Here is a 26,476-nt window from a genome sequence, read left to right as displayed (position 1 = left end):
GGTTTCTTAATTATATTAACGACATGGCAATACAATCATAATAAATTAAGTTTTACAGCAACTGCAATTGCTTGTGCCCGATTGGTAACATTTAACGTCTCATAAATTTCTGTTAGATATAACTTCACAGTCCGATCGGTCACAAACATTTCTCCGGCAATGTCTTTATTTGTCATCCCATCAGCAACGTTTTTTAATAGATCAATTTGTTTTTCGGTCAACTTAATTTCATTTTCTGGATTTTCGTTTAACGCCATCATCTTTTTAGTAACTTCATTACTAACAGCCACATAATCATCCGCATTAAGCACTCTCACAACTTCATCAACTATTTTAGCCGGTTCTTCACTTTTTAACAGATATCCTCGAATACCATAGTTCATCATATTCTTAACAACATCATTATCTATTTCAGTTGATAGCACAACTATTCTCGTTTGCCCTGCAAGCTGTTTTATTAAATCAAATCCGGCCATTTTTGGTAATCGTAGATCTACTAGAATTAAATCAGGAATTTCATCTAATTCTGCCAATTTAGACTGAGCATCAATCCCATCTACGGCGACACCAACAACGGTTAATTGTGGATTCATATTAATCATCATTTCCAAACCATTTCGTACAATTGGGTGATCATCAACAACCATTACCGTGTTCATTCTGTATCCCCCATTTCAACTTTAATTCGTACAACCGTACCCTCTTCTGACGTACTAAGAATTTTAATATCGCCGCCATGACTTTGTGCACGCTCACGCATTCCCACCAAACCATAATGGTCTTTACGTGTCCGTCCACCATTTGGAAATAAATCACCATTATTTTCAATATCTATAATCAATTGCCCACTAATAAGAATGGCACCAACCTGAGCATTTAAAATATTGGCATGCTTAATAACATTCATGAGTGCTTCGTTAATCATCCGAATGACATCTATCAATAAATCACCTGTCAACATCAAATCATCATTAATATCAACAATTGTTTTCAAACCATACTTAACCTCTAATAATGCAGTTTGTTCTATCACGTGTGACCTCAAACTAACCTTAGCATTTTCAGAAGTGATACCCCGATACGTTTCAATCATACTGCGTGATTCCTTAATTGAACTAGACGTTAATTTCTGTATCTGCTTAAGTCTATTTTTAGCTTTTTCATATTGTTCGCTATCAATATAAGATTCCGTTATTGCAAGCTCCATACCAATACCTACTAAATCTTGAGTTAACGTGTCATGCAGATCACGCGCCATTCTTTGACGTTCTTCCACAACAGTAAACTTACTAACTTGTTTATAGGCAGCATTCAATTCAACATTCAGTTGTGACAATTGCAGAGCTTGGTATTTGCTGTCATAAACCGCTTTGTAAATATAGTAGGACAAAAACATAATTGCAGAAATAGCTTCTAAAATGTAAAAACTATTAATCAATGGCCCTATGATTATACCAACTAACAAACCAGCTAATATAATAGTAATTGCATAACCCCAAACTAATTTAGAAAAGAAATAATAAGGTTGATGTAATGACAACGATATATCTTCAATAACAAATACTATTACGACACCAATTAAGTAACAAAGTGATGCATTAACATTATTCATCAAAAACGCCATGCCAACTGAAACAACAATTTGCATGCTCATCAGTACATATTGATTAGATTTTTTTAAGATTTGCTTTGCACCTAATAAAATTAATAAATGTCCAAACATTAAATAGCCAGCATCATAAGTTTCCAGCGTAGGATTCGGATATTCTGTGATAAGTGCAATTAAATAAACAATTGTCAATAATCCGGCAACTAGCCAACGACCTCTACAAAAGAAAAGTTGCTGCATCTGCAGCCGTAATTCATCATCCAATATAGTCCCTCCAATTACAAAAATAACCTCAACGTATAAACCTATATAGCCATCTTATCATTAATTATTCTAGTTTCATATTTGGTAGGATTTTATCTAACCATTTAGGAAAGTACCAATTTGCTTTTCCAAATAAAATAATCATTGATGGTACTAAAATCATTCTAACAATAAAGGCATCAAAGAAAATCCCAAATGAGAGTGCTAACCCAATCGACTTCACTGTTGAATCACCAGCAAACACAAATCCCATGAATACAGCAGTCATGATTAAGGCTGCGGCAAATACCGCTTTACCATTAGTCCGAAGTGCTTCAATAACGGCAGTTTTAGTATCATGCGTTTGATCATATACTTCTCTTATTCGACTGACCAAAAAGACCTCATAATCCATGGCTAAACCAAATAAAATTCCAATTAAAATAACTGGCGCAAAATTAAGGACTGGCATTTTAACACTCAAACCAATCAACCCCATACCATGACCCTGCTGTGTTACAAACACTAGTGCTCCTAACGTCGCTAATAGTGATAAAATAAACCCACCAACTGCAACGAATGGAATAAGTAAAGAACGAAAAATTGTCATCAATAATAAGAATGCAAATACAACAATAATAATAGCAAACTTAGGTAAGGCTTTCATCAACATATCCGACATATCGATATTAATAGCCGTTGATCCTGTCACCAACATTTTGGGCATGCCCTGTTTCTCTGATTGAGATCGAATCTGATAAACCAAATTTTTAGTTTTAACATTATTACCATCATCTTTAGGTGTGACCGCAATCATATAATAGTGACCACTTTTACCATTACCTGTTACAGCTGGTGTTTCACTAACAACATTTTTGTCACTCTTTAGTTTTGCAGTTGCCTTAGCTACTTGGTCTGTATTTTTAGTTTCAATTAACACCACTAATGTAGCAGAATTTCCTTTACCATATCCTTCAGTCATCAAATCATAGGCACGTCGCTCTGTAAAATGGCTACTTTTAACTGAATCATTTGGTAATCCTAAATTTATTTGACTAAAAGGGATTGCTGCACCAATTAATCCTATAACTACCATTAATGATAGTAATATACTGTGCTTAGCAACAAAATTTCCATAACCTTTATCCCGATTCCATTTGCTTAATACACCGAATAATCGATTACGCTTCTCACCTGTTCCATATTTACCCATTAATACTAAAGTTGCTGGAATAAATGTCAGCGCAGTGAACATTGCCGTCAATACTGACAGCGCCCCACAAATTCCCATAATTGTTAAAAATTCAATACCTAACGTACTCATCGCCAGTAACGCAACCATGACAGTAACTCCCGCAAAAATAACGGATTTTCCAGCAATTGTTAATGCTCTCCGTAGCGCTAACTGTCGGGTATGACCTGATTTTAATTCTTCACGATAACGAGAAATGATAAACAACCCATAGTCAATTCCCACAGCAAGTCCAACCATACCGCTTAATGATAAATCTGCTGAACTAATTGTAATGAAGTTTGACATAATTACCGTACCCAAAATACTAAGTCCAAGTCCTAATATTGCTGATATAATGGACATCCCAGCAACTAATAAAGAAGCAAAAGTAATAGCAAGTACAATAACAGCACAAATTAGCCCGTACATCTCTGATTTTTCACCTGTATCCATTGCATTTATCGTTAAATCACCACTAAGTTCAGTTTGAATACCTGCTGAACGAGTGACATTAGTCGCTTTAACTAAGCGATTAATAGACGCTTGTTTAACAGACTCTTTTTTTTGCTTATAAATAACAGTCAAATAACCATATTTAGCCTTTTTGACCAAATTTTGTTGTTGCTTTGGTGTTACAATTACTTTAACATTTTTATCTTCACTTACTTTTTTAGCAAGGCGTGTGATTGCTACGTCTTGTTTAGCATCGGTTAACTTCCCCGATTTTGCTTTTAAAACTATTTTTTCTGTTGCTCCAGTTGGTGCCGTATCACTAAAATCGGTCGTGACAATATTTAATGCTTTTTGCGCTTCAGTTCCGTTTATTTCCAGACTATTCCCTGAAAAACTAGCCCCCTGAGTTGCCGCCACACCACCTACAATCCCTAATATAGCTAAAACAAGTACAATCGTTATTACCGCATGTCGATATATAAAATCACTTAATTTATCTAACCCTTTTGTCAAAATAATATTTCCTCCTCTTTAATTGCATGAGTTTATTCTAACAAGGCTTAGCCTTTAAGATAATGGACCATTGGGAAGATTTTTAGTTCCCTTTAGGGAAAATCAACCCAAAATAAAAAGCCCTTGCTCCACAAGGACTTTAATTACATAACTCTTATTAAGCTTGACTCAATTTAAACTGACTCCATGGTTTTAAGAAATCGAGTAAGAATAATTCATCATCCGTAATGCGGCCAACAACATTCACCCGACCATCATTTTTCATTTCTTTTAAGGCAATTTGTGTTTCACCTTTGTACTGTCCATATCCTTCATTATCAATTAAGACATCCCCACGCTTAATTTGTTTCGTGTTATGTGCAGGGAACGCTTTATCTTTATAAATAACCCGTGTCATCGTTGAACGTAACAGATAATCTGAGCGATCACCACGGTAACTGTGCATACTATCGAGTAAAACTTTCTTTTCAAGATCAGTTACATCGTCAACTGTTTCAATCTTAAGGGTTGGATAATTGGCATTAAATGCTTCCGCAGCAGATTTTAATTCAGTTTCTGAAGCATACGCGTTAGCGATAATCACATCGTCAATTAAATCCGTCATCAACATGTGTTTAACTTGTGTGGCAATCTCTAAATGACGATGATCTTCCAATGTGCATAACCCATCCGCCGTTGGCCAAGGACCGAAAGTTGCTGAGTTAGCATTCACAAAGGCTGCCGTATTTAAATTATATTTTCGGAACTTCTCACTACAAGCAACAAAAAAGTTATACGCCAATCCTGTGTATTCATGTGGATAAAAATTGTGTGATCCTAATAAATTTTCTCTTTTTGGTGAATAACTCATAATGTTATCCACATAATTAGTCCCAGAACTCATATTAATTTCAATTTTTAAATTATATGGATTGCGAGTCATTGCGGCTTCTTCTGCCCCAGTAAATCCTAAATCTAATCGAACACCGTATGCACCCATGTCATCAAAGAATTTTAAATCTTGATAACTAATATTTAATTGTTCAAACAAATCAGGATTAATATCAACCATGACTTCCATGCCCAGTTGATTTGCGTAATCAACAGTCTTTTTAAATTCAGCTAATACCTTATCTTTACCATCAGTCACTTGTAGTAAACTCGTAAAAACTCTCTTATACCCATATTTACTAGCTAAATCTAAATACGCTGCATCGTCCTTAAAGTTTGATCGTTCTGGATAAATTGAAACGCCTAATTTTCCCATCGTTATTCCTCCTAAATATTATTAAGGTCTATACCAATAGTATAAAGGTTATTTTTCTCATTTGAAAGCGTATTCTATGATTTATTTGGATTATTTTTAAAGAATTCCTTAATATTAAGGTTATTTTAAGGTTCGTGTTGTATAGTGAACTTATCCCAAAACAACATAAATAACTAACCTTTATACTTTTTCATTTCTCCTCCAAAGTAATGAAAGAGAGAGCTAATTTATTAGCTCTACAACTTACTCCCTAGAGACTGCCTTCCCAGCAGTCTCTTTTTTTGTTTTTATTTTTTAAAGGTGTGCTAAAATATAAATCACAAAGGAGTCAAAATATGACAATACTCACTACTTTACTACAATTAATTGGCCTCAGTGTGGGGCCTCTTCTTGTGGCCGCCTTTTTACTAACTGCTGTGAATCGTAATACAAAAAAACAGTTATCCTTAAACCAACAATTATATTTGGGTTCTATTGGCATTATCATCCATGAAGCTAGTCACGCCATAATGGCTTTTATTTTTCGATTCCATATCACTCAAATTAAATTAATTAAACGACCTCATCCAGAGATGGGCGATAACTCACTTGGATTCGTCAGCTATAATTCACCCCAAAATTTAAGAGGTAAAATTGGTACGGCAATGGCTGGAATTGCCCCTATTATTGGCTGTTCAGCCGTAATCATTGGCCTTTTCGCCTTACTTTTACCCCAATCTTTTAATCTATTATCCACAATGCTACTAAACAAAACATTCAATACACAATCATTTTTTTATTTATTCACATCATTATTTCAAAATTGGGCATTAAACTTCATCGTGTGGCTGTTGATCACAACGTCCATCACAGTTGGTGGGTTCGACTTAAGCTCAGCTGACAGACAAGGATTTGGTCTTGGATTTAGTTTACTGGCATTTTTAGCTATTATTATTTATTATCTGTTTGCCCTATTTAACCAACAAACGCTACTAATGACCTTATTAACTAATCTCGCTTTACGCACTAGTTTGATTACTATTTTGATGCTCTTTTTATTACTAATTACAAATTTAGTGGTTAAATTATTTAACCATTAAAATACAGTTTAACTGACTATAATCACTGCGCCTTTTTAATTAATTTCACCCAAATGACACCCATAAATGGCATAAGTGTCACAAAAAATGAGATTAAAAATTTCATTAAATCAATGTCTATCACTGTATGCTTAATTAATTCTGAATTAATTTGATATAAATAATACCCAGGAAAAGCACTCTGAATATTAGTAATTAAGTGAACAAACCACCCACTACTAAACGTGTAAAATGGCACTATTAATAGTGCTACAATGACCATTAGCGGAAAACCACCCGCATCTAAAGCAACAGAATCCATCGTTAATCCAAGAGCAAATCCAATGGCACTAAAATAAATTCCTAAGATACTTAATAAACCTATTAGTTCAAACAAGGTAATGTTAATTATAATAGCCCCTAAAATGGATCCAATAATACTAATAATTAAACTGATTATCACGTTAATAATGAGTTGAATCAGTAATTGATCAAACATAAAATTCCAGATAGAATAATGTGATGTTTTACTTTTAAGTAAGTAATATCGTTTACTACCGTTAATTTTTTTGCTAAAGGTTACGATAGAGTTCCCCATAATTCCAAATAAACAAGCAATTAAAAAGAATCCTTGTTTTTCTGCTTCTGGCATTATTGTAGAATTATCTTTAGCCAAATTAATCATAAATAAATACCAAAGAGAAGGAATCACAATGGTGAAAAATAAAAATCGTTTATTACGCATGACTTGTTTAAGTTGAATGAATATAGCCATTATGCTCGTCCTTTCTCATCGTTAAAGTGACGGTACCATTGTTCAATGGTTTGATTGTGTCCATGAATTTTAGTAACAGAAACATCCTGATCAATTTTTCCATTTTTAAGTAACAAAACTCGTGAAAAGTATTTATCAATTTGGTTAAAGTCGTGTGTAATCGTGATGACACTTCCGTTAACATGATCTAAATGTTGCCAAAAAAAATCAATCGATTGCAAATCCATCCCAACTGTTGGTTCATCTAAAATTAATAACTTAGAGGGCCTTAACAAACTAAGCATTAACGCTAACCGGCGCTTTTGACCACCAGATAATTTTCTAACAAAAGTATTCATGACATCTTGTAGTTGAAATTTTTCAAGCATCTGACTTACGAATTCTTTAGAATAGACTTGATCAATTAATGAAGCCAGTTGAACATGCTCAATGACTTTTAAATCACCTAGCAGGACATTTTCCTGGGACATAATATTTAAATCATTTTTATTATCAATTAAACTTTCAAGGTGCCCGCTATCAGCTTTTTCTTCGCCATAGATAATTTTTACTAGTGTCGATTTTCCTGAACCATTACTCCCTAAAAGCGCAATTCTATCTTTTTCATAAACTGTTAAATCGATTCCATTTAACACAGGTTTGTCAAAGGCTTTTTTTAAGGCACTTATTTTTAATAAAGCTTCTTTAGAATTATTTTTCCCTAAAAGTAATGCATCTAAACTAACGCCTAAAATTTCTGATAAACTAATTAACTTATCAATTCCAGGTTCAGCTTGTCCATTCTCCCACTTTGAAATTGATTGACGAGAAACGTATAATTTTCGGGCTAAATCTTGCTGAGATAATTGTTTTTCTCTTCTCAATGCTATTAATTGATCTAAAAAAATATTTTTCATTTTTTAACTTCCTCCTTAAATTAATTATTAGTGATACTTAGAACTATGTAAATAGATACGCCAGATAATTATAGATGACAAGCACGCAACTTAACGTTGCAGTGCTGCTATATGTACGTTTCAAGGGGGTATTTCAACTAAAAAAGCTGATTATATTTCTGTGTTTTTTAACAACCAGAAATATAATCAACTTTCAATACTTACTTATTTTTCAATGTCTTCATTTAACTTTTCTATTTCCACCATAATTTCACTAACGCTTGTGTCCCATCGTTACCTAAGTTGTCTTCATCAACTAATTTTTCATATAAAATCTTAGCTTCTTTTGTTGCAGGTAAATTAACATTCATTTTTTCTGCTTCATCCAACGCAATACGTAAATCTTTTAGGAAATGTTTTGCGAAAAATCCTGGCGTATAATCCTCTTTTAAAATACGTGGTGCGTAATTAGCAAGGCTCCAGTTAGCAGCACTACCACCGCCAACCGTTTTAACAATACTTTCTAAATTTAAATTGGCTGCTTTTGCGTAAACCAACAATTCAGTCATTCCGGTCATTGTTCCAGCAATCATAATTTGATTAGCCATTTTAGCGTGCTGCCCTGAACCATAGGCACCGAAAAGAGCAATTGTTGTGCCCATTTTTTCAAAAATAGGTTTAACTTGTTCATAAATGTCACTCGTTCCACCAACCATAATTGTTAATTTTGCATTTTTAGCCCCAATATCACCACCAGAAACAGGAGCGTCCAATGCAAATAACTCATGACTCTCCGCGTAATCACCAATTTTTTTAGCTAACGTAGGTGTACTTGTTGTCATATCAACAACGATTGTCCCCTTTTTAGCTCCAGCAAAAATACCATTTTCTTCAAAATAAATAGCTTGAACATCAGCCGGAAAACCAACCATTGAAAAGACAATATCACTTTTTTCTGCCACTGCTTGAGGAGAATCAGCCCAAATAGCACCTTGGCTAACTAAAGTATCTGTTTTTGATTTTGTTCGATTAAACACCGTCACAGAATAATCTGCTTTCAATAAATTACTAACAATCGCGGCACCCATGACGCCGGTTCCAACAAATCCAATTTTTTTCATAATAATCTCCTCTTTAATCGTTTCCTCTATTATGCCACTTACCCTAGAAATCGCCCACCATTTCGACTAAAAAAGGTAACCATCACATCTACTGATAGTTACCTTACGCGTCGCTATTTATTTTGTGCCACTTTTTCACTTAAATATTTTGAAAATTCACTTTTATCATGATAACCAACTACTTTTTCAATTGCTTTACCATCTTTGAAAAGTAAGAAACTAGGAATACTCATAACATCGTATTCTAATGCCGTTTCTTTATTCTCATCAATGTTCAATTTTACGAATTGCATATCAACTTTGAATTCTTGCTCTAATTCATCAATGACAGGCTCCATCATTAAACAAGGGCCACACCAAGGAGCCCATAAATCAACAATTGTTAATCCTGAATTCGTATGTTCTGCCAACGTTTTATCTGTTACTTTCGTAACCATGTTGTCACCTTCATTTCATTATTTTTTATTCTGAATATTGTACATGTGAATCAATGTTGTTACTATAATTGCGCCAAAGACAATTCCAGCAAAAAGAATAGATGAAATTTCAATACCAATCTGTGGTATTGAAACAAATAATTTCACCGCAATCAACGCGATTAATAAATAGGCCATTGATTCTAGTTCTGGCACAATCTTCATTAATTTCATAATCAATGTTGCAATGCCACGCATCGCTAAAATACCAAACATCCCACCAATCAAAACGACAACTGGATTCGTTGAAATAGCTAATGAAGCTAAAACTGAATCGATTGAAAAGACAATATCCATCATTTCAATTGAAATAACAACTGACCAGAACAATGAGAAGGGCCCTTTACGTCCATTCCCTTTTTTCTCTGATTTAGGTTTTGGTGTCTTAACTTTTGAGAAAAAGTAATGGGCTGATAAATAGATTAGATACCCAGCTCCAATCACTTTGATTTCCCAAAAATCAATTAAAAATGTTCCAATTCCTATAATGATAAAGCGAAAAATATAAGCGCCCCATAATCCATAAAACAAGGCTTTTTCTTGGTCTTTTTTTTGCGGTAATTTTTGTGTTTGTGCGGCCAATACGATGGCATTATCTACTGATAATAAACATTCGATTACGGCTAATGACAGAATAATCATCCAATCACTACTAGATTCAACTACTGTTTTCCAATTATTGAGGTCAAAAAATGGTCCATATAAGTTTGTTAACATTTAATTCTCATACTTTCTTTTAATAAGTTTTATGAACAACTGTAGAAAGTAATTATACAGCAATTCAACATTTATGCAAAAAAAGGAGTGACAGCTAATTAGCTACCACTCCTTTCACTTAATTATTAAGCATACATTTTCAATTGTTTGTCAGAAAGAACTTGGTTCATACGTCCACTCTTGAATCCTTTAAGATCCATAGTGACATATTTAAATCCTAAATCAGTTAATTTAGCATTTACGTCTTCATTCAAAGCAAGTAACCCATTTAATTGTTCTGCAGGTACTTCAACACGAGCAACATCCCCGTGGAAACGAACCCGAACAGTTGTGAAACCTAAACCGCGAAGATAATGTTCAGAATCCATCACTAATTTGATATTATCTAACGTTAATTTAGTATTGTATGGAAAACGTGATGATACTGAACATGAGGCAACTTTGTTCCAGTTGTTTAAGTTCAACTTTTGAGCTAACTCACGCACATCTGTCTTGTAAAGATCAGCATCTTGCAAGATACTCTTAGCGTTAGCTTCATCTCTAGCTCTTAATCCAGGTCTAAAATCGTTATTATCATCCATGATCATACCATCTAAAACAGCATCATACCCTTTTTCTAAAGCAATCTTATTCAAGGCATCATAAAACATTTTTTTAGAATAGTACCAACTATCTGGTGTGTTATTGCTAATATGAACATCTGATAAATAGTTCAATTCAGTCCCATAAACAGTTGCGCCCATTGCTTCAGCAAGTGCGATTGCTTTATCGTATTCTTCATTTGTGAAAAGTTCTGAATTGGCAATAACAGCCAAAACATTTTCTTTACCAAGTGTCTTCAAAGCCATTTTTAAAACTAAAGTACTATCAATACCACCTGAAAAGGCAACAATCACCTTATTCATTTTATTTAAGTTAGTTACGATTGCTTGTTCTTTTTCATCAATAGTTGTCATTATCATTTCTTCTTCCATTATTTTATTTGTGCAGATAATTCAGTTAATTGCTTGTATTGTTCTTTTAGTACGTCATCAGATGTCCATTTAACACTATCAATATTGTTAATAAAGGCATCATTTAATTTGTTTGTACATTGACAAACCATTTCATTAATTGATTCATAGCGTTCTTTTAAATCATCTGATAATGAAACATAAATATTTTGAATTAACGTAAATTCTGAGTAGCTTTCTTCTAATAAGGCCAATTTAGTCCCTGTTAAAGAGGTTGAAAAAATAGCATGATTATATAAATGCAATAATCTTTCGAATGAATCTTTGTATAAACTCATTTGCATATCAGTTTTCATTTTTCACTTATCCCTTACTAAATATTAAAGTATGAATGCATAAATAACGCTGCAACCACACCACCACAGATTGATCCTAAGCCAGGTGCAACAAGTGCATATTTCCAGTCACTAGTTGCTTTGTTTTTGAATGGAATAACAGCATGCGCTAATCTTGGACCCCAATCACGAGCAATATTCATTGCGAACCCAGTAGTCCCACCAAGTCCCATACCAACAGCCCATGTTAAGATACCAACGCCAATTGGAACAACGCCTGCTGATTTCGTTTCAGAAATTGCTAAAATTGAACTAATAAAAATAAATGTTGCCACGAATTCAGCAAAAAAGTTACGTGGTAAATTTCTAATTTCTGGTGCTGTACTGAAAATATTACGAATAGCCGTTGGGCTAACTTCGCCTTCAGATGCTTTAAATTGATCTTTATACATGACGTAAACAAGTAATGATCCACACATACCACCTAAAACTTCAGCTACTGAGAGTGGAATGAATTGCATCCAAGGTACATTGCCTAAAATACATTGTGCCAAAACCATTGCTGGATTTAATGACACATTACCAAATACGAATAAAGCAACGGTAATCCCAAATCCCCATGTTGTAACAACAAAAATATCACCTGAACCACGATATTTTGATCCTTTTAAGACGTTATTACAGAAAACTCCTGTCCCGAACACACACATTAAGCCTGTAGCTAAAAATTCCGATATCATTTGATGCAACATATTTAAATTACCTCTTTTTTATTTTTTTGCCACTCATTTGAAACCAATTGATAAACCTCTGATAATGATAAATCATTATCGTTTGCAATCTTTTCACAATCATCATATTCAGGGCTATATTTTTCAATTTCTTCATAAGTCGCTATTTTTATTCCAACAACCCCATATTCTGTTTTTACAGAATCAAAGTGTCTTTTCATGATTGTTCGATTGAACGTTTGGTAGCGAACGCCCAATGTACTTGTATATTTTAAAAATAATTTAGTCATTTTTTCTTGGTCTAACGGGTGACACAACGCAGTTACTTTATAAGCTGGACGATTTTTTTTCATTTGAATGGGTGTAAAAAAGGCATCATAACTGCCTTCAGCCATCAATTTTTTCATTAAATAACCCAACTGTTCACCGGTTTGGTCATCAATGTTGGCCTCAATACTCATAACAGAATCATTATTTTGATCGATAATTTGTGAACTTAGTTTTTTTTTTTGAGTAATAAGACACGTAATGCGTTGAATCCGCCTGTTTCTCTTTTACCAAATCCATAACCCACTTTTTCAACCATTAATTCACTTGGTATTTCACTAAATTCCGATACAATATTTTTCACAATACCCATACCAGTTGGTGTAATCAATTCTGTATGAATTGATGCATCCTGCTTGATTGGAATCTGGCTGCCCACTCGCATTTGCATCACAGCCGGAACCGGAACTGGCATCCTGCCATGAGCAACATCAATAAACCCACTTCCATCAGTTAAAGGAGATGAAATAACCTGATCAACGCCTAATAAATCTAATGCAACAAAACAACCAATAATATCAACAATTGAATCTAATGCGCCAACCTCGTGAAAATGAATTTCAGAAATTTCGACATGATGCACAACCGCTTCTGCTTTTGCAATTTCAGTAAAAACATCACTGGCTTGCTCTTTAATTGACTCTTTTAACTCACTATCTTGAATAATTTTTAAAATATCAGCTAAATGTCTCACGTCATGATCGTGATGATGATGTTCATGGTCTTCAATGAAGCCATGATCTTTTTCACCGTGATGCATATGAACATCAAAACTAGTTCCAAAAATACTACTTTTTGAAATTTTTTCATTTTCCAACTCATAACCTGCTACGTTAATCTTGGCTAATTGTTGTTTAAACGTTTCAAAATCAATCCCTAAATCAAGTAAAGCGCCAATGAACATATCGCCACTAATCCCTGAAAAAGCATCTAAATATAATGTATGCATAGTGTGTTCCTTTCTATAAATGATTCATCATACTGGCTGAATACCCTGCACCAAAGCCATTATCGATATTAACGACAGTAATACCCGATGCACAGCTATTCAACATTGTTAACAACGGCGTAACGCCGCCAAAGCTAGTCCCATAACCAACACTTGTTGGCACAGCAATTAACGGTGCATCAATTAAACCGCCCACGACACTAGCTAAAGCGCCCTCCATACCAGCGATAACAATCACGACTTTTGCGCCTTGAATGACATCAAGCCGTTTGAATAACCGACCAATCCCTGCAACGCCAACGTCATACACGCGTTCAACTTTGTTACCATATGTTTCGGCGGTAACAGCTGCTTCTTCCGCAACATTCATATCTGACGTACCTGCAGTTACAATTGCCACATAACTTTCAGTTGTTGGCATTTCATGATTTGTAACGGTCACACATCTTGCTTTTTCAAAATAAATCGCATTTTTCTCAGATTGTTTGATGATGTCAAATTTTTCTTTTGAAATACGCGTTCCTAAAATATTCAATTTATTTTGTGCCATGACTTGCATGATGCCAATGATTTGTTCTGCTGTTTTACCCTCGCCATAAATGACTTCTGGATACCCATTTCGCTTCTCACGAGATAAGTCGACCTTAGCAAAATCAAGCTCTTCAAACCCGGAATTGTTAATTGTATCCATAGCATCTGCAACGTCAGCTTTACCAGATGCAACTGACATTAATAACTCTTTCAAATTGTTTTGTTCCATTTTTATTTTCCTTTATTTAACGATAACGCCTAAACCATCAGGGATAACGGCAACTTTAGCATCTGCGCCTTCAATTGCGTAAGCCATTGCTAGGGCTTCGTCGATTGTCTTAGCCAACTTCATATGCATATCTGAAATTAACTTTGGATCAACCAAATCAGAGACAAAAATCACATCATGATTAACTAAGATTCTTGCCAAAATTTGTGACGTCCATTGATCAGGAACTGTTTCAGATTTGGGTGTATTAATCGCCTTATCTAAAAATTCTTTAGGATCATCACAATCAGCAATATTATGGTAGAAACCTTCACCACCATGACCATCACGAGAACCCGCAACCATGATAATAATGCCGTGTTCTTTATTTGTGGCTTCAGCAGATGTCATCCCTTTAACCGCTTGGTAGATATTTTGATCTAATGGATAACCTCCATTAGTTGAGATTGTAATATCACTTTCAACCTTAGGGACTTCTGATAAGCGTTTAACAAAGGCACAACCCTCTGCATGTGCTTCTTCCAAATCTCCTGCGAAAGAACCGATAATTTTTTTATTTTCATCTAAAACGACATTAATAATAAATTGTAAGTTAGCCGTTTTTGCAGCATAGACCATATCTTTATGAATAGGATTATGACTAATATTCCCAGTTCTTGCTTTAGGAGAATTAATAAAAGGTCCTGAATGATTAGCTAGAATTGTTTTATATGAAGCAACACCAGGTAATACAGATTTACGTCCACCTGAGAATCCAGCAAAGAAATGCGATTCAATGAAGCCTTCTGATAAAAGTAAATCAGCTTCTACAGCCACTTTGTTCACAATGCATTCACCACCTGAAGGTAATGTCCCAATTTTTGCCATTGAGCTATCATCTTCAGAATCATGAATCACGATTTCTTCATTTGCGACAATTTCTTCACCATATTTATCAACAAGTTCTTCATGCGTTGAAGCACGATGGAATCCGGTTGCAACTAAGATACGAATTCTAGCATCTGGTGCAACTGACCGAATTCTTCTTAATAAGATAGGTGTAATAATTTTTGAAGGGACTGGACGAGTGTGATCTGAACTAATGATGACAATATTTTTCTTACCTTTTGCCAACTCTTCTAGCTTAGGACCACCAATTGGGTTGTCTAATGAGGCCTCAACTGTCTCCTCCTCAGATAATTCGTTATGATATGTTGCAGCTTCTGAAACTAATTTCCCGGCAAAATTTTTGTCTGCAATGTTCACAGTAATCATCTTTTTGTCATATGGTAATTTAATTGATACCATTTTATGTGTCATTTCCTTTCTCTATGCTTGCTTTTATAACATTTGAATTATATCATGGGTCACCAATATAAACTTTCTCTTTTGACGTTCTTATTTTGTCCCCCTATTTATTGTTAACATTTGTATCCTTTAAATCAGTCATTTTTTGTTATCCTTTGGCTCTATACTGTTGCTATGCAATTAGTCATGTATCGTTGTCAACAAATGTGTACAATCAAGATATATTATTTTCCCTTTTGATTACCTTTCCATGTACTAATTAGTATTGTCGCTTGTAAACAAATATAAAATTAAGGTGGCCCTTATGGTATTAACTGATATTGAATTTCTAATGAACTACTTGGAAGAAAAAAACGTGCCTACCATTACCAAGAAAAGACATAATTATTTAACTTATAACGGATTAGAAGAACGCTACACTTACATATTAAAAGAAGGCATCATCAAAAATAGTATTATTCTACAAGATGGTCGCGAATTTAACTTATCGTATATCGCTAAGCCAGATGTTATTTCCTTATTACGTGATGAAGTTTCAAAGTTCACTTCTTCTCCATTTAATGTGCGAATTGAATCAAAAGAAGCAACTTTTTATAGAATTGATCGTGTCACTTTTTGGGAATACGTTAATTCAACGATTGAATTACAAAACTATGTAAAAAACTATTATCGAAAAAAACTCTCAGAAAATATTTATCGCTCACAACGGATGATTATGAATGGGAAAAAAGGGGCCATCTGCGCGTTTGTTTATAGTTTAATTGATCTCTTTGGTAAACAAATTAGTAATGGTATTTTAATCGATTTTGATATTACTAATGAAGACATCGCAAACTTTTGTGGGATTTCCTCCAGAAGTAGTGTGAATCGAATCCTAATGGAATTAGAAAATGAACAAGTAATTTCAAAAATCAAACGGAAAATTGTCATCACTGATATCAGCTACTTGCTAGATTTCATCGCCAATTAATAAAGGAGTTTCTTATGCATATTCCAGATAATTACCTTAGTCCCCAAACCTGCATCACCATGTTTGTCGCCATGACTCCTGTCTGGGCGATATCCATCTCAAAAGTTAAAAGCCAAATTAAAGAAAAAAAAGAAACAGTCCCGTTACTCGGAATTGCTTCTTCTCTTTCTTTTTTAATTATGATGTTCAATTTACCCGTACCAGGTGGCACGACGGCTCATGCAGTTGGCGGAACCTTATTAGCCATCCTATTAGGGCCGTGGGCTGCTTGCTTGTCCATTACCGTTGCCTTACTCTTACAAGCACTTCTGTTTGGCGACGGTGGTATTTTAGCCTTTGGTGCAAATGCCTTTAACATGGCCTTCATCATGCCATTCTTTGGCTACATCATTTATTTATTTTTTAAACATTTCAAACATGATCGGATTGGGGCCTTTATCGGGGCTTACTTTGGCATCAATTTAGCCGCCTTAATCGTGGGTATTGAGTTAGGCATCCAACCACTACTCTTTCATGATCAAAGTGGTAATCCTTTGTACTCGCCTTACCCACTCTCAATTTCAGTTCCCGCAATGACCTCAACCCATTTGCTCATTATTGGTTGGGTTGAAGCTATTTTTACCGTTTTGGTTTTCTCTTTTGTAAAGAAAGCCTCTCCCAATTCAATTTATTTAGCTGATAATCACCAAAAATCAAATACAAAAAAATTATTAACTCGTTTTTATCTTTTAATTGGTGGCTTAGTAGTCCTATCTCCACTGGGGTTACTCGCTTCAGGAACAGCTTGGGGCGAATGGAGTGCATCCGATATTTTACCAACGTTAACGAAAAATGGTCTGAAAGCTCACATGCCTACAGGGATGGCACATGGTCTTAATTTCAAACCATTGCTGCAAGATTACTCACTATTTGGTGTCTCATTACCGATTGGTTATATTTTTTCAGCTTTCTCAGCTGTTATTATTTTTATTATCTTATTTAAGCTGGTGACACATGAAAAATCAAAAACATCTTGATGTGCCAGATTGGCTAACATCATCCGAAAATTATTCACCCATAAAACAACAAAATACCTTTTTACAAAAAAATAGAGGTCATCTACTGCATTTATTAAGTCTTTTTGCAGATAACAAAGAAACAGCGTCTCAACCATTGCCACATCAAAATTCATTTATTCAACTTTTGACGACGTTTATCTTAATTTTGCTCATTTCTCTTTCACGAAATTTGTCGTTTATTTGGCTTATTTATCTGTATCAATTTTTTTTAATTGCCCTATTACCAAAAACCGTTCTGTTAAAAATACTAAAACGACTTCCGGTAAACCTATTTTTCGTACTTTTATTTATCCTACCCAGTCTTTTTTTAACAAATGAATCGACTGTCTTTTTTTTCATCATCAAAACATTATTAATTTTGACGATAGTCTCTTATTTTATCAATACGAATACTTTTTTCGATATTATTATGGCTCTAAAAAAATATCATTTCCCAGATATTCTTATTTTCATCATTGATATCACCATTAAATATTTAAAAGTCTTGTCAGAGTCACTCTATTCAATGACTGCAGCGATGGAATTACGATCAGTGGGTACAAATAAACACCAATACCAATCCTTATCAAACTTGTTTGGTAATCTGTATCTTAAAACAAAAAGTATGGCCTTAGATATGTATAGTGCCATGGAATCACGTGGATTTACTGGTGACTACCATTTTCCTCGTACAAAACAAGGCGTTCACTTTACTGACATTCTACAGACTTGTCTCACACTCTTTTTTATCGCACTCTTTTTAAATTAGGAGGTTCCTATTATGTTTTCATTTTCAAATATAAGTTATGGTTATACAGATAAATTGAGCTTGGCTAATATTGATTTAGTTATCAAAGAAAATGAATTTGTCTGTCTTTTGGGGCCTAACGGTTCTGGAAAATCCACTCTATTCAAATTAATGAATGGATTGATTTATCCAAGTAAAGGCCAGTATACGTTTAACAATCAACAAATTAATGCTCACTTTTTCAAAAACGCGACTAATGCTAAAAAGTTCCACCAACAAATTGGCTTTGTTTTTCAAAATAGTGACGTTCAACTATTCAATACAACGGTTTATGATGAAATTGCTTTTGGACCTAGACAAATGGGCCTTTCTGAAGCAGAAGTCGCTAACCGCGTGGCTGATTGTCTCAGCTTACTAAATATTAAAGCATTAGAAAACCGCGTGCCTTATCATCTCTCGGGTGGTGAAAAAAAATTAGTTGCCATCGCTAGTGTGCTATCTTTAAATCCGGATGTACTCATTTTAGATGAGCCGCTCACAGGACTAACAGCACAAGCTCAAACAACTATTATTTCAATTATTCAAGAATTACACAACGTTGGTAAAACAATTATCCTGTCGACACATAATTTTAATCAAATTAAAGCCTATGCAACACGATTTGTTGAATTCTCAGAAAATCATACTATTATCTTAGATGAATCGGCTCCAACTGTCTTAGACAATGCTAATTTAACAGCGCATTTCGCTTTACTTTAAAAACTAGAAAAGGATGTATCCACTATTAATGGATACATCCTTTTTGGTAGCTATGAAACTTTATCTCTATTCATCAAAACAATATTAGCATCATCTGCATTTAACCGATCAACATGATTCTCACCCCAAATACACAATTGACTCAATATAAGGCTCAAAGATTCACCATATTCAGTCAACTGATAGTCGACTTTTGGTGGCACTTGTTCATAAATATGTCTTGAAATAATCCCGTCTGCTTCTAATTCACGTAATTGTTGCGTCAGCATTTTCTGCGTTATCTTAGGAATCGCACGCTTTAATTCACTCGTTCTTCTTTTTCCACCACGTAAATGACACAAAATAATCGTCTTCCATTTACCACCAATAACTTCTAAAGTAGCTTCAACACCAATATTATATGTTTTATTTTCCATATTTCACCCTCCATGGGTACTAAAAAGTACCTATGGCACTTTTTAGTACGTTCTTGTCATTTTATTCCGTACACGTATAATCATAAATTGTAGCATTATTCGAATAGAAATCAAGGAGGCTTTACAAACTTATGGCAAAAACAAAAATATCCCCATCTCTAACTCTTTTAGCATTAGCTATCAGTGCTTTCGCAATTGGCTCAACAGAATTTATTAGTGTCGGATTGATTCCCTTACTGGTCAATGATTTTGGTATCTCATTAAGTCAAGCCGGACTCAGCGTTTCATTATATGCATTCGGTGTCACAATCGGTGCACCCGTTCTAACTATTTTGACTGGCCAATTTGACCGAAAACACTTGCTTTTAAGTATTATGGGCTTATTCATTGTCGGTAACTTAATTGCAGCATTTGCACCAACTTTTTCAATCTTATTGGTCGGTCGAATTGTTTCTGCGCTAGCTCATGGTATCTTCATGACCATTGCATCTGTTATCGCTGCTGATGTTGTTGAACCCTCAAAACGTGCCAGTGCTATCTCAGTCATGTTCACTGGTTTAACCGTCGCAACCGTAACCGGTGTCCCATTAGGAACCTTTATTGGGCAACATACGAGTTGGCATGGCTCATTTATTTTTATTAGTATTATTGGCTTAATCGGCTTGTTTGCTAACTTCTTCCTTGTCCCTGATGGGTTACCTATCCCCGGAAAATCTGATGCAAAAGGCTTTATCCGCGTCCTAAAAAATAAATATTTATTAATCACATTATTATTAACAGCCTTAGGTTATGGCGGAACGTTTGTTGTTTATACGTATATCACACCACTTTTAGAAACATCAATGGGTTACAGTGAAAGTGCTGTGGTTATCATCTTAATTGCATATGGATTAATGGTTGCCATTGGTAATACGATTGGCGGACGCTTAGCAAATCATAATCCCCTTCAAGCTCTATTAAAAATGTTTATTGGGCTTGCTATCACGATGTTCATTCTTTTCTTTACCGCCAAATTAACCATTTTAGGCTTACTAACGGTTATGGCATTAGGTTTGTTCGCTTTCATGAACGTTCCTGGCTTACAGCTTTATATTGTACAATTAGCTGAAAAATATACCCCTAAAGATATTACGTTAGCCTCTTCACTCAATATTTCTGCATTCAATATCGGGATCACATTAGGCTCTTTAATTGGTGGACAAGTTGTTGCCCATCTCGGCTTAAATACAACACCACTTTTTGGAACAATCATGGTTTTAATCGCAATCTTTATGACTATTTACCTAATTAACTTAAATAAAACTGAAAAATAAATAACAAATGGGTCATAACGAAGCGAACATTCGTTATGACCCATTTTTGTTACCTTTGCTTTTCACGTAATCCAATTCCCGTCCAACCACTAATAATTGAAAAGACTGGAGATAATAAACTAAAGAATGCGAATGGTAAGTAATCTAACGTTGAAACACCCAGTGTACTTGCCGCAAATGCACCAGCCACACCCCAAGGAATCAAGTAATTAATCACTGTACCACCATCTTCAAGCGCACGGCTCAATGCTAAGTTATCCAATTTAGAAGCGTCAAATGCAGGTTTAAAAGCTTTACCCGGTAGGATAACGGATAAGTATTGTTCCCCAACAAATAAATTAACTCCGATTCCCGCAAAGATAGTCGCTGTAATTAATTTACCTGATGAATTCAATCGCTTGACTAAGGGTGCCATGACAACTTGAATGATATTAAAATTCATCAATAAACCACCTAATGTTAAGGTTAAGATAATCAACGAAACAGTTCCCATCATACTCGCTATACCGCCTCGTGTTAACAACATATCTACATTAGCATCTCCCGTTTTAGAAACGAAACCTGATTGAATTAACGTTGCGATACTTTGTAAACTCGTCTGAGGTTTTTGAATAAATAACATCACCAGTGATACACCAATATTGATAAATAACGTTGGAATAGCTGGAATTTTTAACCACGCACAGACGAACATCAAGATGATTGGTAAAGCAGCCCAAGCTGTAATTGAGAAATGGCTAGATAATACTGAGATTGTCCGATTAATTTTAGCCATATTAACTTCTAAAGAACTACTTCCAAGTATAATGTATAAAATTAAAGAGCCTACAAAAGCAGGTATGGTTGTCCACATCATATTTTTAATATGTTTAAATAAATCTGCTTCTCCAATGGCTGCTGCTAAATTAGTCGAATCTGATAAAGGTGACATTTTATCACCAAAAATAGCACCTGAAATAATGGCACCTGCAACTAAGGCTGGGTTGACGCCCATTGTCATCCCCATACCAAACAGTGCAATCCCAACCGTTGAGATTAAAGTAAAGGCGCTCCCAATAGATACGCCGATAATGGCACAGACAATAAAAACAGAAGGGACAAAAAATTTAACACTAATTAAATGAAAGCCCCAAATCATTAAGGTTGGAATAATCCCCGCTGCAATCCAAGTTGCAATCAACGAACCAATCAAAATAAAAATAAAAATTGGAATTAAACCCGTACTCATCCCATCTTTGATCCCTGAATGAATCTCATCCCATGAAAAATGACGCATCCTAGCCCATAAAATTAACAGGCCAATCACTAACATCACCGGTGTTTGTGGTGACAAGCCAAACTTGATCACACTGAATCCCATAATAATTAACATGATACTTAACACACTTGCTGCCTCTGTAAACGATAATTTTTTTCCCATTAGTAAACACTCCTATTTTTTAGTTAGTTTTCGTATTTATCCTGAAAAATTTGATATCGAACCTTGCTCCAATTTATAGTTTGCATTTTATAGCGACTCCTTTTCTGAACAAAAAAAGTCCCTGATACAATATTAAATATTGTATCAGGGACGACTCTAGCCGTGGTACCACCCAGTTTAATTGAGAACACAAATTCTCACTCACTAGATGATAACGGTTCTAGATATTTATCCGATGTTTAAATAACGTTAACGTATTTGGTTCATTTATCCTGATTGGTTCGCATCACCCACCAACTTTCTGACTCCCAGATAAACAACTACTTTTGTGTTAACTTTTATTTATTAAGTTGAATGAATCTTAACATGCTTAAATATTCTTGTCAATTAATGCCCTACTTATAGGATTTCTTTTAAGACACGATCCACTGAGAAATAGAACGCATCTTCACCAGCTGACGCTTTAAACCCTGAACGTTCAAACATTCTCATCACATTTGGTTGAACGGAAGAAAAAATAACGGTATGATTTTTTGCTTGAGCATCACTGTAGAAAGCTTGGATAACGGCCATTGCCGTATTATCGATTGATGGCACTCCACGCAATGAAAAAATAACCAAGTCTCGCTCATGAAGAGGTTGTAACGCTTTATCTAAGCGGTCAGCAGACATAAAAAATAATGGCCCAGTAATATAAACAACGGCCCAATCAGCTTTTAATCTATCCTGCGTCGTTTCAACTTTACTCAAGTCAACATCTTCAACAACAACATCTAAAATAGAACTTTTAGCCACGAAAATAATAATACCAACTAAAACGCCTGCCATAATAGCTGTGCTCAGATCAAAGACAACCGTACTTATTAATGTTAAGAAAAATAAAATTAAAGCACTTTTAAATTTATTCTTGAAAAGGTACTTAATAGCTTGCCACTCATTCATACGCCATGAAGTCACAACAAGAACACCTGCCAAAGCAGCTAAAGGAATCTGTGCCATAATTGGCGCCAATAAAAGCATTGAAACTAACAATGCAAGTGCATGGAAAACACCCGTTAATCGTGTTTGTGCACCCGACTTAATTGCCACACTTGTTCTGGCAATCGCCGCTGTTGCTGGAATTCCTCCAAAAAATGGCAGGATTATATTACCAATACCTTGGGCAATTAGTTCTTGATTACTATCTAGTGTTTTGCCAGTCATTCGTCCAGCAGAAGCGCCACATAATAAACTCTCTATCATTCCTAATAAAGCAATACTTGCACCAGGAATAATTAAATTTTTAACAGTCTGAAGTGTCAACGAATCGAGATGTAATCTATTGTGACTAATCACACTCGTTGGTATTTGACCGACTGTTGCGACATCTAATTTAAATACCATTGTCATCGCCGTCGTAACCACAATTGCAATCAACGATGCCGGCACCACTTGATTCCATTTTTTAGGAAAAATAAAAAGTGCAATCACAACTAAAACAGCCATCAAAGTTGTCGCCAACTTAGGTTGAAATCCAAAACTGGCATAACTTCCAATCTTTTCAATTAAACTACTACCACTTGAATGCGTGCCAAAAAAATTATCTAACTGGCCAAAAGCAATAATAATTGAAATTCCTGATGTAAAACCTGTAATAACAGGGGCTGGAATAAACGTCGTTAACACACCCAATTTAAATATACCGGCTAATAATAAAATAACGCCGGCTATCAAAGTCGCTATGAAAACCCCTTTTAATCCATATTGTGCAATCACACCCATTAATACAGCAGCCATAGCACCGGTTGGCCCTGATATTTGATAGTACGCGCCTGATAAAGTACTTATCAAAACACCCGCCACAATTGCCGTAATTAAACCCGCAGCAGCCGTTGCCCCACTTGATACACCAAAGGCTAAGGCTAACGGAATGGCAACTGCCGCAACCGTCAATCCTGCCATTAAATCTTTCGCTAATTTAGCGACATTGTACCCTTTAAATTCATCTCTTAGTATTGCGATATAGTTTGAAATCATTCATCATACTCCTATTTATGTCATACTTAAAAGCATAACATAAATCTTATGTGTAAATAAACAAGTAAACGTTTTCCATATAAAAAAGGTTAAATCTTTATTAGATTTAACCTTTTAGTATCATTTATTTTAACGTACAACCATCACTGAAACAGGGGCATTTTTGGCAATATATGCTGCTTGACTACCTAAATACTTACCAATTCCCTTAGTCACAGAAGAACCGACAACGACTAGATCAGGTTTAACATCTGGAATCACATCTTTAACAATTGTTTCACCAGGTTCACCCTCAGCAAGAACGATGTGGACTTCCTTAACACCTGCATCTAGTGCGCTTTGTTTATATTCTTGAAGTTGTTTTTCAACCTTCATTCGTTTTTCAATTAACGTATCTTTTGTCAGAATTTGAAAAACATTTAAATCATCTGACTCCAAAACAGTCACAATATGCAGCAGCGAATCATCATCTAAAGCATGACTAACCGCGTTTAAGAAAGCTAATTGTGCATCGGCTGAATTATCAACCCCTACAAGAATGTTCTTATGTTTTGGTAATTCAAAACTTTTTTTCATGTGAGTTCACTCCCTATTTTATAAAACGTCTGTGAAAAATTGAACGATTAAATTGAAAACTAATTGAATATTCAAAACAGTTAGCCCAATTGCAGCAGTCCACCCAATAATTGATACCCAGAGAGGGTTAACAAATCGTTCACCCATGTATTTTTTTGAAGATGTGAACCAAATTAAAGGAATCATGGTAAATGGTAAGGCAACTGATAAAAATACTTGAGAATAAACCAGTAAGTTATCCAAAACGCCTTCAGTGCCACCCCAGATAATGGCTGCAATCATAACGGGTATGACTGCGATTATCCGTGTCACTAAACGACGTGCCCATAATGGAATTTTCAAGTGAATGAACCCTTCCATTATGATTTGCCCAGTCAAAGTTCCGGTAATTGTTGCATTTTGACCTGAAGCTAACAAGGCAACAGCGAACAAGGTTGAGAGCATTGGAGATGCAATCCCCTTAGCAATCGTATTATCACTCAATGCCCGGTATAAATCACCGAAAGCTTGAAGTTGTTCTGCATGTCCAAAGAACAAGGCAGCTCCCAAGATTAAAAGTAAACTGTTAACAATCGTTGCACCAAATAATTGAATATTTGAATCCCAAGTTGTGAAACGAACCACTTTTGCAACTTCTTCTTGATTGTCTGAATCGTATTGACGTGTTTGTGAAATTGATGAATGGAGGTATAAGTTATGCGGCATAACCGTTGCACCAATAATTCCTAAAGCCAATGTTAATTGGTCATGATTCATAACAATTGACGCTCTTGGAAGGATTCCACCCATAATACCTGATAAACTTGGGTTTGATAAAGCAACCAAGTAAAGAAAAATAACTAAGATTGATGCAATCAAGGTTGCAACTATCGCTTCAATTGTTCTAAATCCTAATTTTGTTAATAATAGTAGTAAGAAAACATCTAAAATTGTAATCATAACGCCGACTGTTAAAGGAATTCCGAACAGTAATTGTAAGGCAATCGCCCCACCAATTACTTCAGCGATATCTGTTGCCATAATTGCTAATTCTGTCATGATCCATAAAAGAAATCCGACTGGTTTATTTGTGTGCTCACGTATTGCTTGTGCTAAATCCATTCTTGTTACAATTCCCAACTTAGCAGCCATATATTGCATTAGCATGGCGATAAGCCCAGAAAAAACAACAACTGATAGTAGTAAGTAACGGTATTGTGCCCCACCGACAATTGATGTAATCCAGTTACCTGGATCCATATAACCAACGGCAACTAATGCACCTGGTCCACTAAATGCCCATAAGGTTCGTAAAAAACCGGCACTTTTTGGTACTTCTACTGATCCATTTACTTCTTCTAAACTAGCACTCTTTGTTGTGGTAGCCATTTCTGGTGCTTGCGTTTCTTTCGACATTTTTAACCACTCCTTTGAATTCTTTTCTTTCCCAATTTCTTATTATACATTGCAAACAAAAAGTTTAGGTTAACTTTAATCTTGTTTTTGAATTACTAAATATTTCTAAGTTAATCAAAAAGGTGGCGATATCTGTTTGATACCACCACCCTTAACTCTTTATC

27 protein-coding genes are annotated in these 26,476 nt (G+C 35.0%); 6 read left to right on the top strand and 21 right to left on the bottom strand.

The window, feature by feature from the left end; translation table 11 throughout:
• Positions 1 to 35: 35 nt before the first annotated feature.
• The 4 genes from ACVQ8P_RS05780 to ACVQ8P_RS05765 form a co-directional block, all read right to left on the bottom strand.
• Positions 36 to 659 (bottom strand): response regulator, encoded by a 624-nt coding sequence (locus ACVQ8P_RS05780; RefSeq protein ID WP_462298154.1) that lies wholly within the window; start codon positions 657 to 659, stop codon positions 36 to 38.
• Positions 656 to 1,873 (bottom strand): sensor histidine kinase, encoded by a 1,218-nt coding sequence (locus ACVQ8P_RS05775; protein WP_462298152.1) that lies wholly within the window; start codon positions 1,871 to 1,873, stop codon positions 656 to 658. The genes ACVQ8P_RS05780 and ACVQ8P_RS05775 overlap by 4 nt, the downstream gene beginning before the upstream one ends.
• 64 nt (positions 1,874 to 1,937) lie before the next feature.
• Positions 1,938 to 4,052: an MMPL family transporter gene (locus ACVQ8P_RS05770; protein WP_462298150.1), complete on the bottom strand. Its 2,115-nt coding sequence runs from the start codon at positions 4,050 to 4,052 to the stop codon at positions 1,938 to 1,940.
• A gap of 157 nt (positions 4,053 to 4,209) precedes the next feature.
• Positions 4,210 to 5,298 (bottom strand): DUF871 domain-containing protein, encoded by a 1,089-nt coding sequence (locus ACVQ8P_RS05765; RefSeq protein WP_462298148.1) that lies wholly within the window; start codon positions 5,296 to 5,298, stop codon positions 4,210 to 4,212.
• A 335-nt stretch (positions 5,299 to 5,633) separates the two neighbouring features.
• Here ACVQ8P_RS05765 and ACVQ8P_RS05760 point away from each other — a divergent pair, with 335 nt between their 5' ends.
• The gene (locus ACVQ8P_RS05760) at positions 5,634 to 6,377 is read left to right on the top strand and encodes a hypothetical protein (protein WP_462298146.1); all 744 of its coding nucleotides are present in this window, start codon (positions 5,634 to 5,636) and stop codon (positions 6,375 to 6,377) included.
• Positions 6,378 to 6,399: 22 nt separating this feature from the next.
• Here the strand turns inward: ACVQ8P_RS05760 and ACVQ8P_RS05755 are convergent, their stop codons facing one another.
• The 12 genes from ACVQ8P_RS05755 to larA form a co-directional block, all read right to left on the bottom strand.
• A complete protein-coding gene (locus ACVQ8P_RS05755) occupies positions 6,400 to 7,131 on the bottom strand; it encodes a hypothetical protein (RefSeq protein WP_462298144.1) in 732 nt (243 codons plus the stop codon).
• Entirely contained in the window at positions 7,131 to 8,027 is an 897-nt protein-coding gene (locus ACVQ8P_RS05750) for an ATP-binding cassette domain-containing protein (protein WP_462298143.1), read from the bottom strand. The genes ACVQ8P_RS05755 and ACVQ8P_RS05750 overlap by 1 nt, the downstream gene beginning before the upstream one ends.
• Before the next feature lie 233 nt (positions 8,028 to 8,260).
• A complete protein-coding gene (locus tag ACVQ8P_RS05745) occupies positions 8,261 to 9,133 on the bottom strand; it encodes an NAD(P)-dependent oxidoreductase (RefSeq protein ID WP_462298379.1) in 873 nt (290 codons plus the stop codon).
• Positions 9,134 to 9,240: 107 nt separating this feature from the next.
• Positions 9,241 to 9,564 carry a thioredoxin gene (trxA, locus tag ACVQ8P_RS05740; RefSeq protein ID WP_462298141.1) on the bottom strand — a complete coding sequence of 108 codons (324 nt, stop codon included), beginning with the start codon at positions 9,562 to 9,564 and terminating at the stop codon, positions 9,241 to 9,243.
• Between the two features lie 18 nt (positions 9,565 to 9,582).
• Positions 9,583 to 10,320 (bottom strand): TerC family protein, encoded by a 738-nt coding sequence (locus ACVQ8P_RS05735; protein ID WP_462298140.1) that lies wholly within the window; start codon positions 10,318 to 10,320, stop codon positions 9,583 to 9,585.
• Between the two features lie 125 nt (positions 10,321 to 10,445).
• On the bottom strand, positions 10,446 to 11,276 hold the full coding sequence (gene larE, locus ACVQ8P_RS05730) for an ATP-dependent sacrificial sulfur transferase LarE (RefSeq protein ID WP_462298378.1): 831 nt from the start codon (positions 11,274 to 11,276) through the stop codon (positions 10,446 to 10,448).
• Positions 11,277 to 11,293: 17 nt separating this feature from the next.
• A complete protein-coding gene (locus tag ACVQ8P_RS05725) occupies positions 11,294 to 11,629 on the bottom strand; it encodes a hypothetical protein (protein WP_462298138.1) in 336 nt (111 codons plus the stop codon).
• 17 nt (positions 11,630 to 11,646) lie between these two features.
• On the bottom strand, positions 11,647 to 12,360 hold the full coding sequence (locus ACVQ8P_RS05720; RefSeq protein ID WP_462298136.1) for an MIP/aquaporin family protein: 714 nt from the start codon (positions 12,358 to 12,360) through the stop codon (positions 11,647 to 11,649).
• A 2-nt stretch (positions 12,361 to 12,362) separates the two neighbouring features.
• Positions 12,363 to 12,800, bottom strand: a complete 438-nt coding sequence (gene larC2, locus ACVQ8P_RS05715) for a nickel pincer cofactor biosynthesis protein LarC2 (protein ID WP_462298134.1) — start codon at positions 12,798 to 12,800, stop codon at positions 12,363 to 12,365.
• Between the two features lie 35 nt (positions 12,801 to 12,835).
• Positions 12,836 to 13,615 (bottom strand): nickel pincer cofactor biosynthesis protein LarC, encoded by a 780-nt coding sequence (gene larC, locus ACVQ8P_RS05710; RefSeq protein ID WP_462298133.1) that lies wholly within the window; start codon positions 13,613 to 13,615, stop codon positions 12,836 to 12,838.
• A gap of 13 nt (positions 13,616 to 13,628) precedes the next feature.
• A complete protein-coding gene (gene larB, locus ACVQ8P_RS05705) occupies positions 13,629 to 14,375 on the bottom strand; it encodes a nickel pincer cofactor biosynthesis protein LarB (protein WP_462298132.1) in 747 nt (248 codons plus the stop codon).
• A 12-nt stretch (positions 14,376 to 14,387) separates the two neighbouring features.
• Positions 14,388 to 15,662 (bottom strand): nickel-dependent lactate racemase, encoded by a 1,275-nt coding sequence (gene larA / locus ACVQ8P_RS05700; RefSeq protein WP_462298376.1) that lies wholly within the window; start codon positions 15,660 to 15,662, stop codon positions 14,388 to 14,390.
• A gap of 304 nt (positions 15,663 to 15,966) precedes the next feature.
• Between larA and ACVQ8P_RS05695 the strand changes: the two genes are divergently transcribed.
• From ACVQ8P_RS05695 to ACVQ8P_RS05680, 4 genes are read left to right on the top strand one after another with little or no spacing between them, the layout of a single operon-like run.
• Complete coding sequence (locus ACVQ8P_RS05695) at positions 15,967 to 16,632, top strand: Crp/Fnr family transcriptional regulator (RefSeq protein ID WP_462298130.1); 666 nt, start codon at positions 15,967 to 15,969, stop codon at positions 16,630 to 16,632.
• A 14-nt stretch (positions 16,633 to 16,646) separates the two neighbouring features.
• The gene (gene cbiM, locus ACVQ8P_RS05690; protein WP_462298128.1) at positions 16,647 to 17,648 is read left to right on the top strand and encodes a cobalt transporter CbiM; all 1,002 of its coding nucleotides are present in this window, start codon (positions 16,647 to 16,649) and stop codon (positions 17,646 to 17,648) included.
• Positions 17,626 to 18,438, top strand: a complete 813-nt coding sequence (locus tag ACVQ8P_RS05685) for an energy-coupling factor transporter transmembrane component T (protein ID WP_462298127.1) — start codon at positions 17,626 to 17,628, stop codon at positions 18,436 to 18,438. The genes cbiM and ACVQ8P_RS05685 overlap by 23 nt, the downstream gene beginning before the upstream one ends.
• A 12-nt stretch (positions 18,439 to 18,450) precedes the next feature.
• Complete coding sequence (locus tag ACVQ8P_RS05680; RefSeq protein ID WP_462298125.1) at positions 18,451 to 19,176, top strand: energy-coupling factor ABC transporter ATP-binding protein; 726 nt, start codon at positions 18,451 to 18,453, stop codon at positions 19,174 to 19,176.
• A gap of 50 nt (positions 19,177 to 19,226) precedes the next feature.
• Here the strand turns inward: ACVQ8P_RS05680 and ACVQ8P_RS05675 are convergent, their stop codons facing one another.
• Complete coding sequence (locus tag ACVQ8P_RS05675; RefSeq protein ID WP_462298123.1) at positions 19,227 to 19,592, bottom strand: winged helix-turn-helix transcriptional regulator; 366 nt, start codon at positions 19,590 to 19,592, stop codon at positions 19,227 to 19,229.
• A gap of 131 nt (positions 19,593 to 19,723) precedes the next feature.
• Between ACVQ8P_RS05675 and ACVQ8P_RS05670 the strand changes: the two genes are divergently transcribed.
• Positions 19,724 to 20,905, top strand: coding sequence for an MFS transporter (locus ACVQ8P_RS05670; RefSeq protein WP_462298121.1), 1,182 nt, complete (start codon positions 19,724 to 19,726; stop codon positions 20,903 to 20,905).
• Between the two features lie 49 nt (positions 20,906 to 20,954).
• Here ACVQ8P_RS05670 and nhaC read toward each other — a convergent pair whose 3' ends face one another.
• From nhaC to ACVQ8P_RS05650, 4 genes are all read right to left on the bottom strand, one after another.
• A complete protein-coding gene (nhaC, locus tag ACVQ8P_RS05665) occupies positions 20,955 to 22,325 on the bottom strand; it encodes a Na+/H+ antiporter NhaC (protein WP_462298119.1) in 1,371 nt (456 codons plus the stop codon).
• Positions 22,326 to 22,724: 399 nt separating this feature from the next.
• Positions 22,725 to 24,341: a SulP family inorganic anion transporter gene (locus ACVQ8P_RS05660; protein WP_462298118.1), complete on the bottom strand. Its 1,617-nt coding sequence runs from the start codon at positions 24,339 to 24,341 to the stop codon at positions 22,725 to 22,727.
• A 129-nt stretch (positions 24,342 to 24,470) separates the two neighbouring features.
• Positions 24,471 to 24,917, bottom strand: coding sequence for a universal stress protein (locus tag ACVQ8P_RS05655; protein ID WP_462298117.1), 447 nt, complete (start codon positions 24,915 to 24,917; stop codon positions 24,471 to 24,473).
• An 18-nt stretch (positions 24,918 to 24,935) separates the two neighbouring features.
• Positions 24,936 to 26,312, bottom strand: a complete 1,377-nt coding sequence (locus ACVQ8P_RS05650) for an Nramp family divalent metal transporter (RefSeq protein ID WP_462298115.1) — start codon at positions 26,310 to 26,312, stop codon at positions 24,936 to 24,938.
• Positions 26,313 to 26,476 lie beyond the last annotated feature (164 nt).

It is taken from the genome of Dellaglioa sp. BT-FLS60, assembly GCF_054941065.1.
This window is presented reverse-complemented; position numbering and strand designations above follow the sequence as displayed.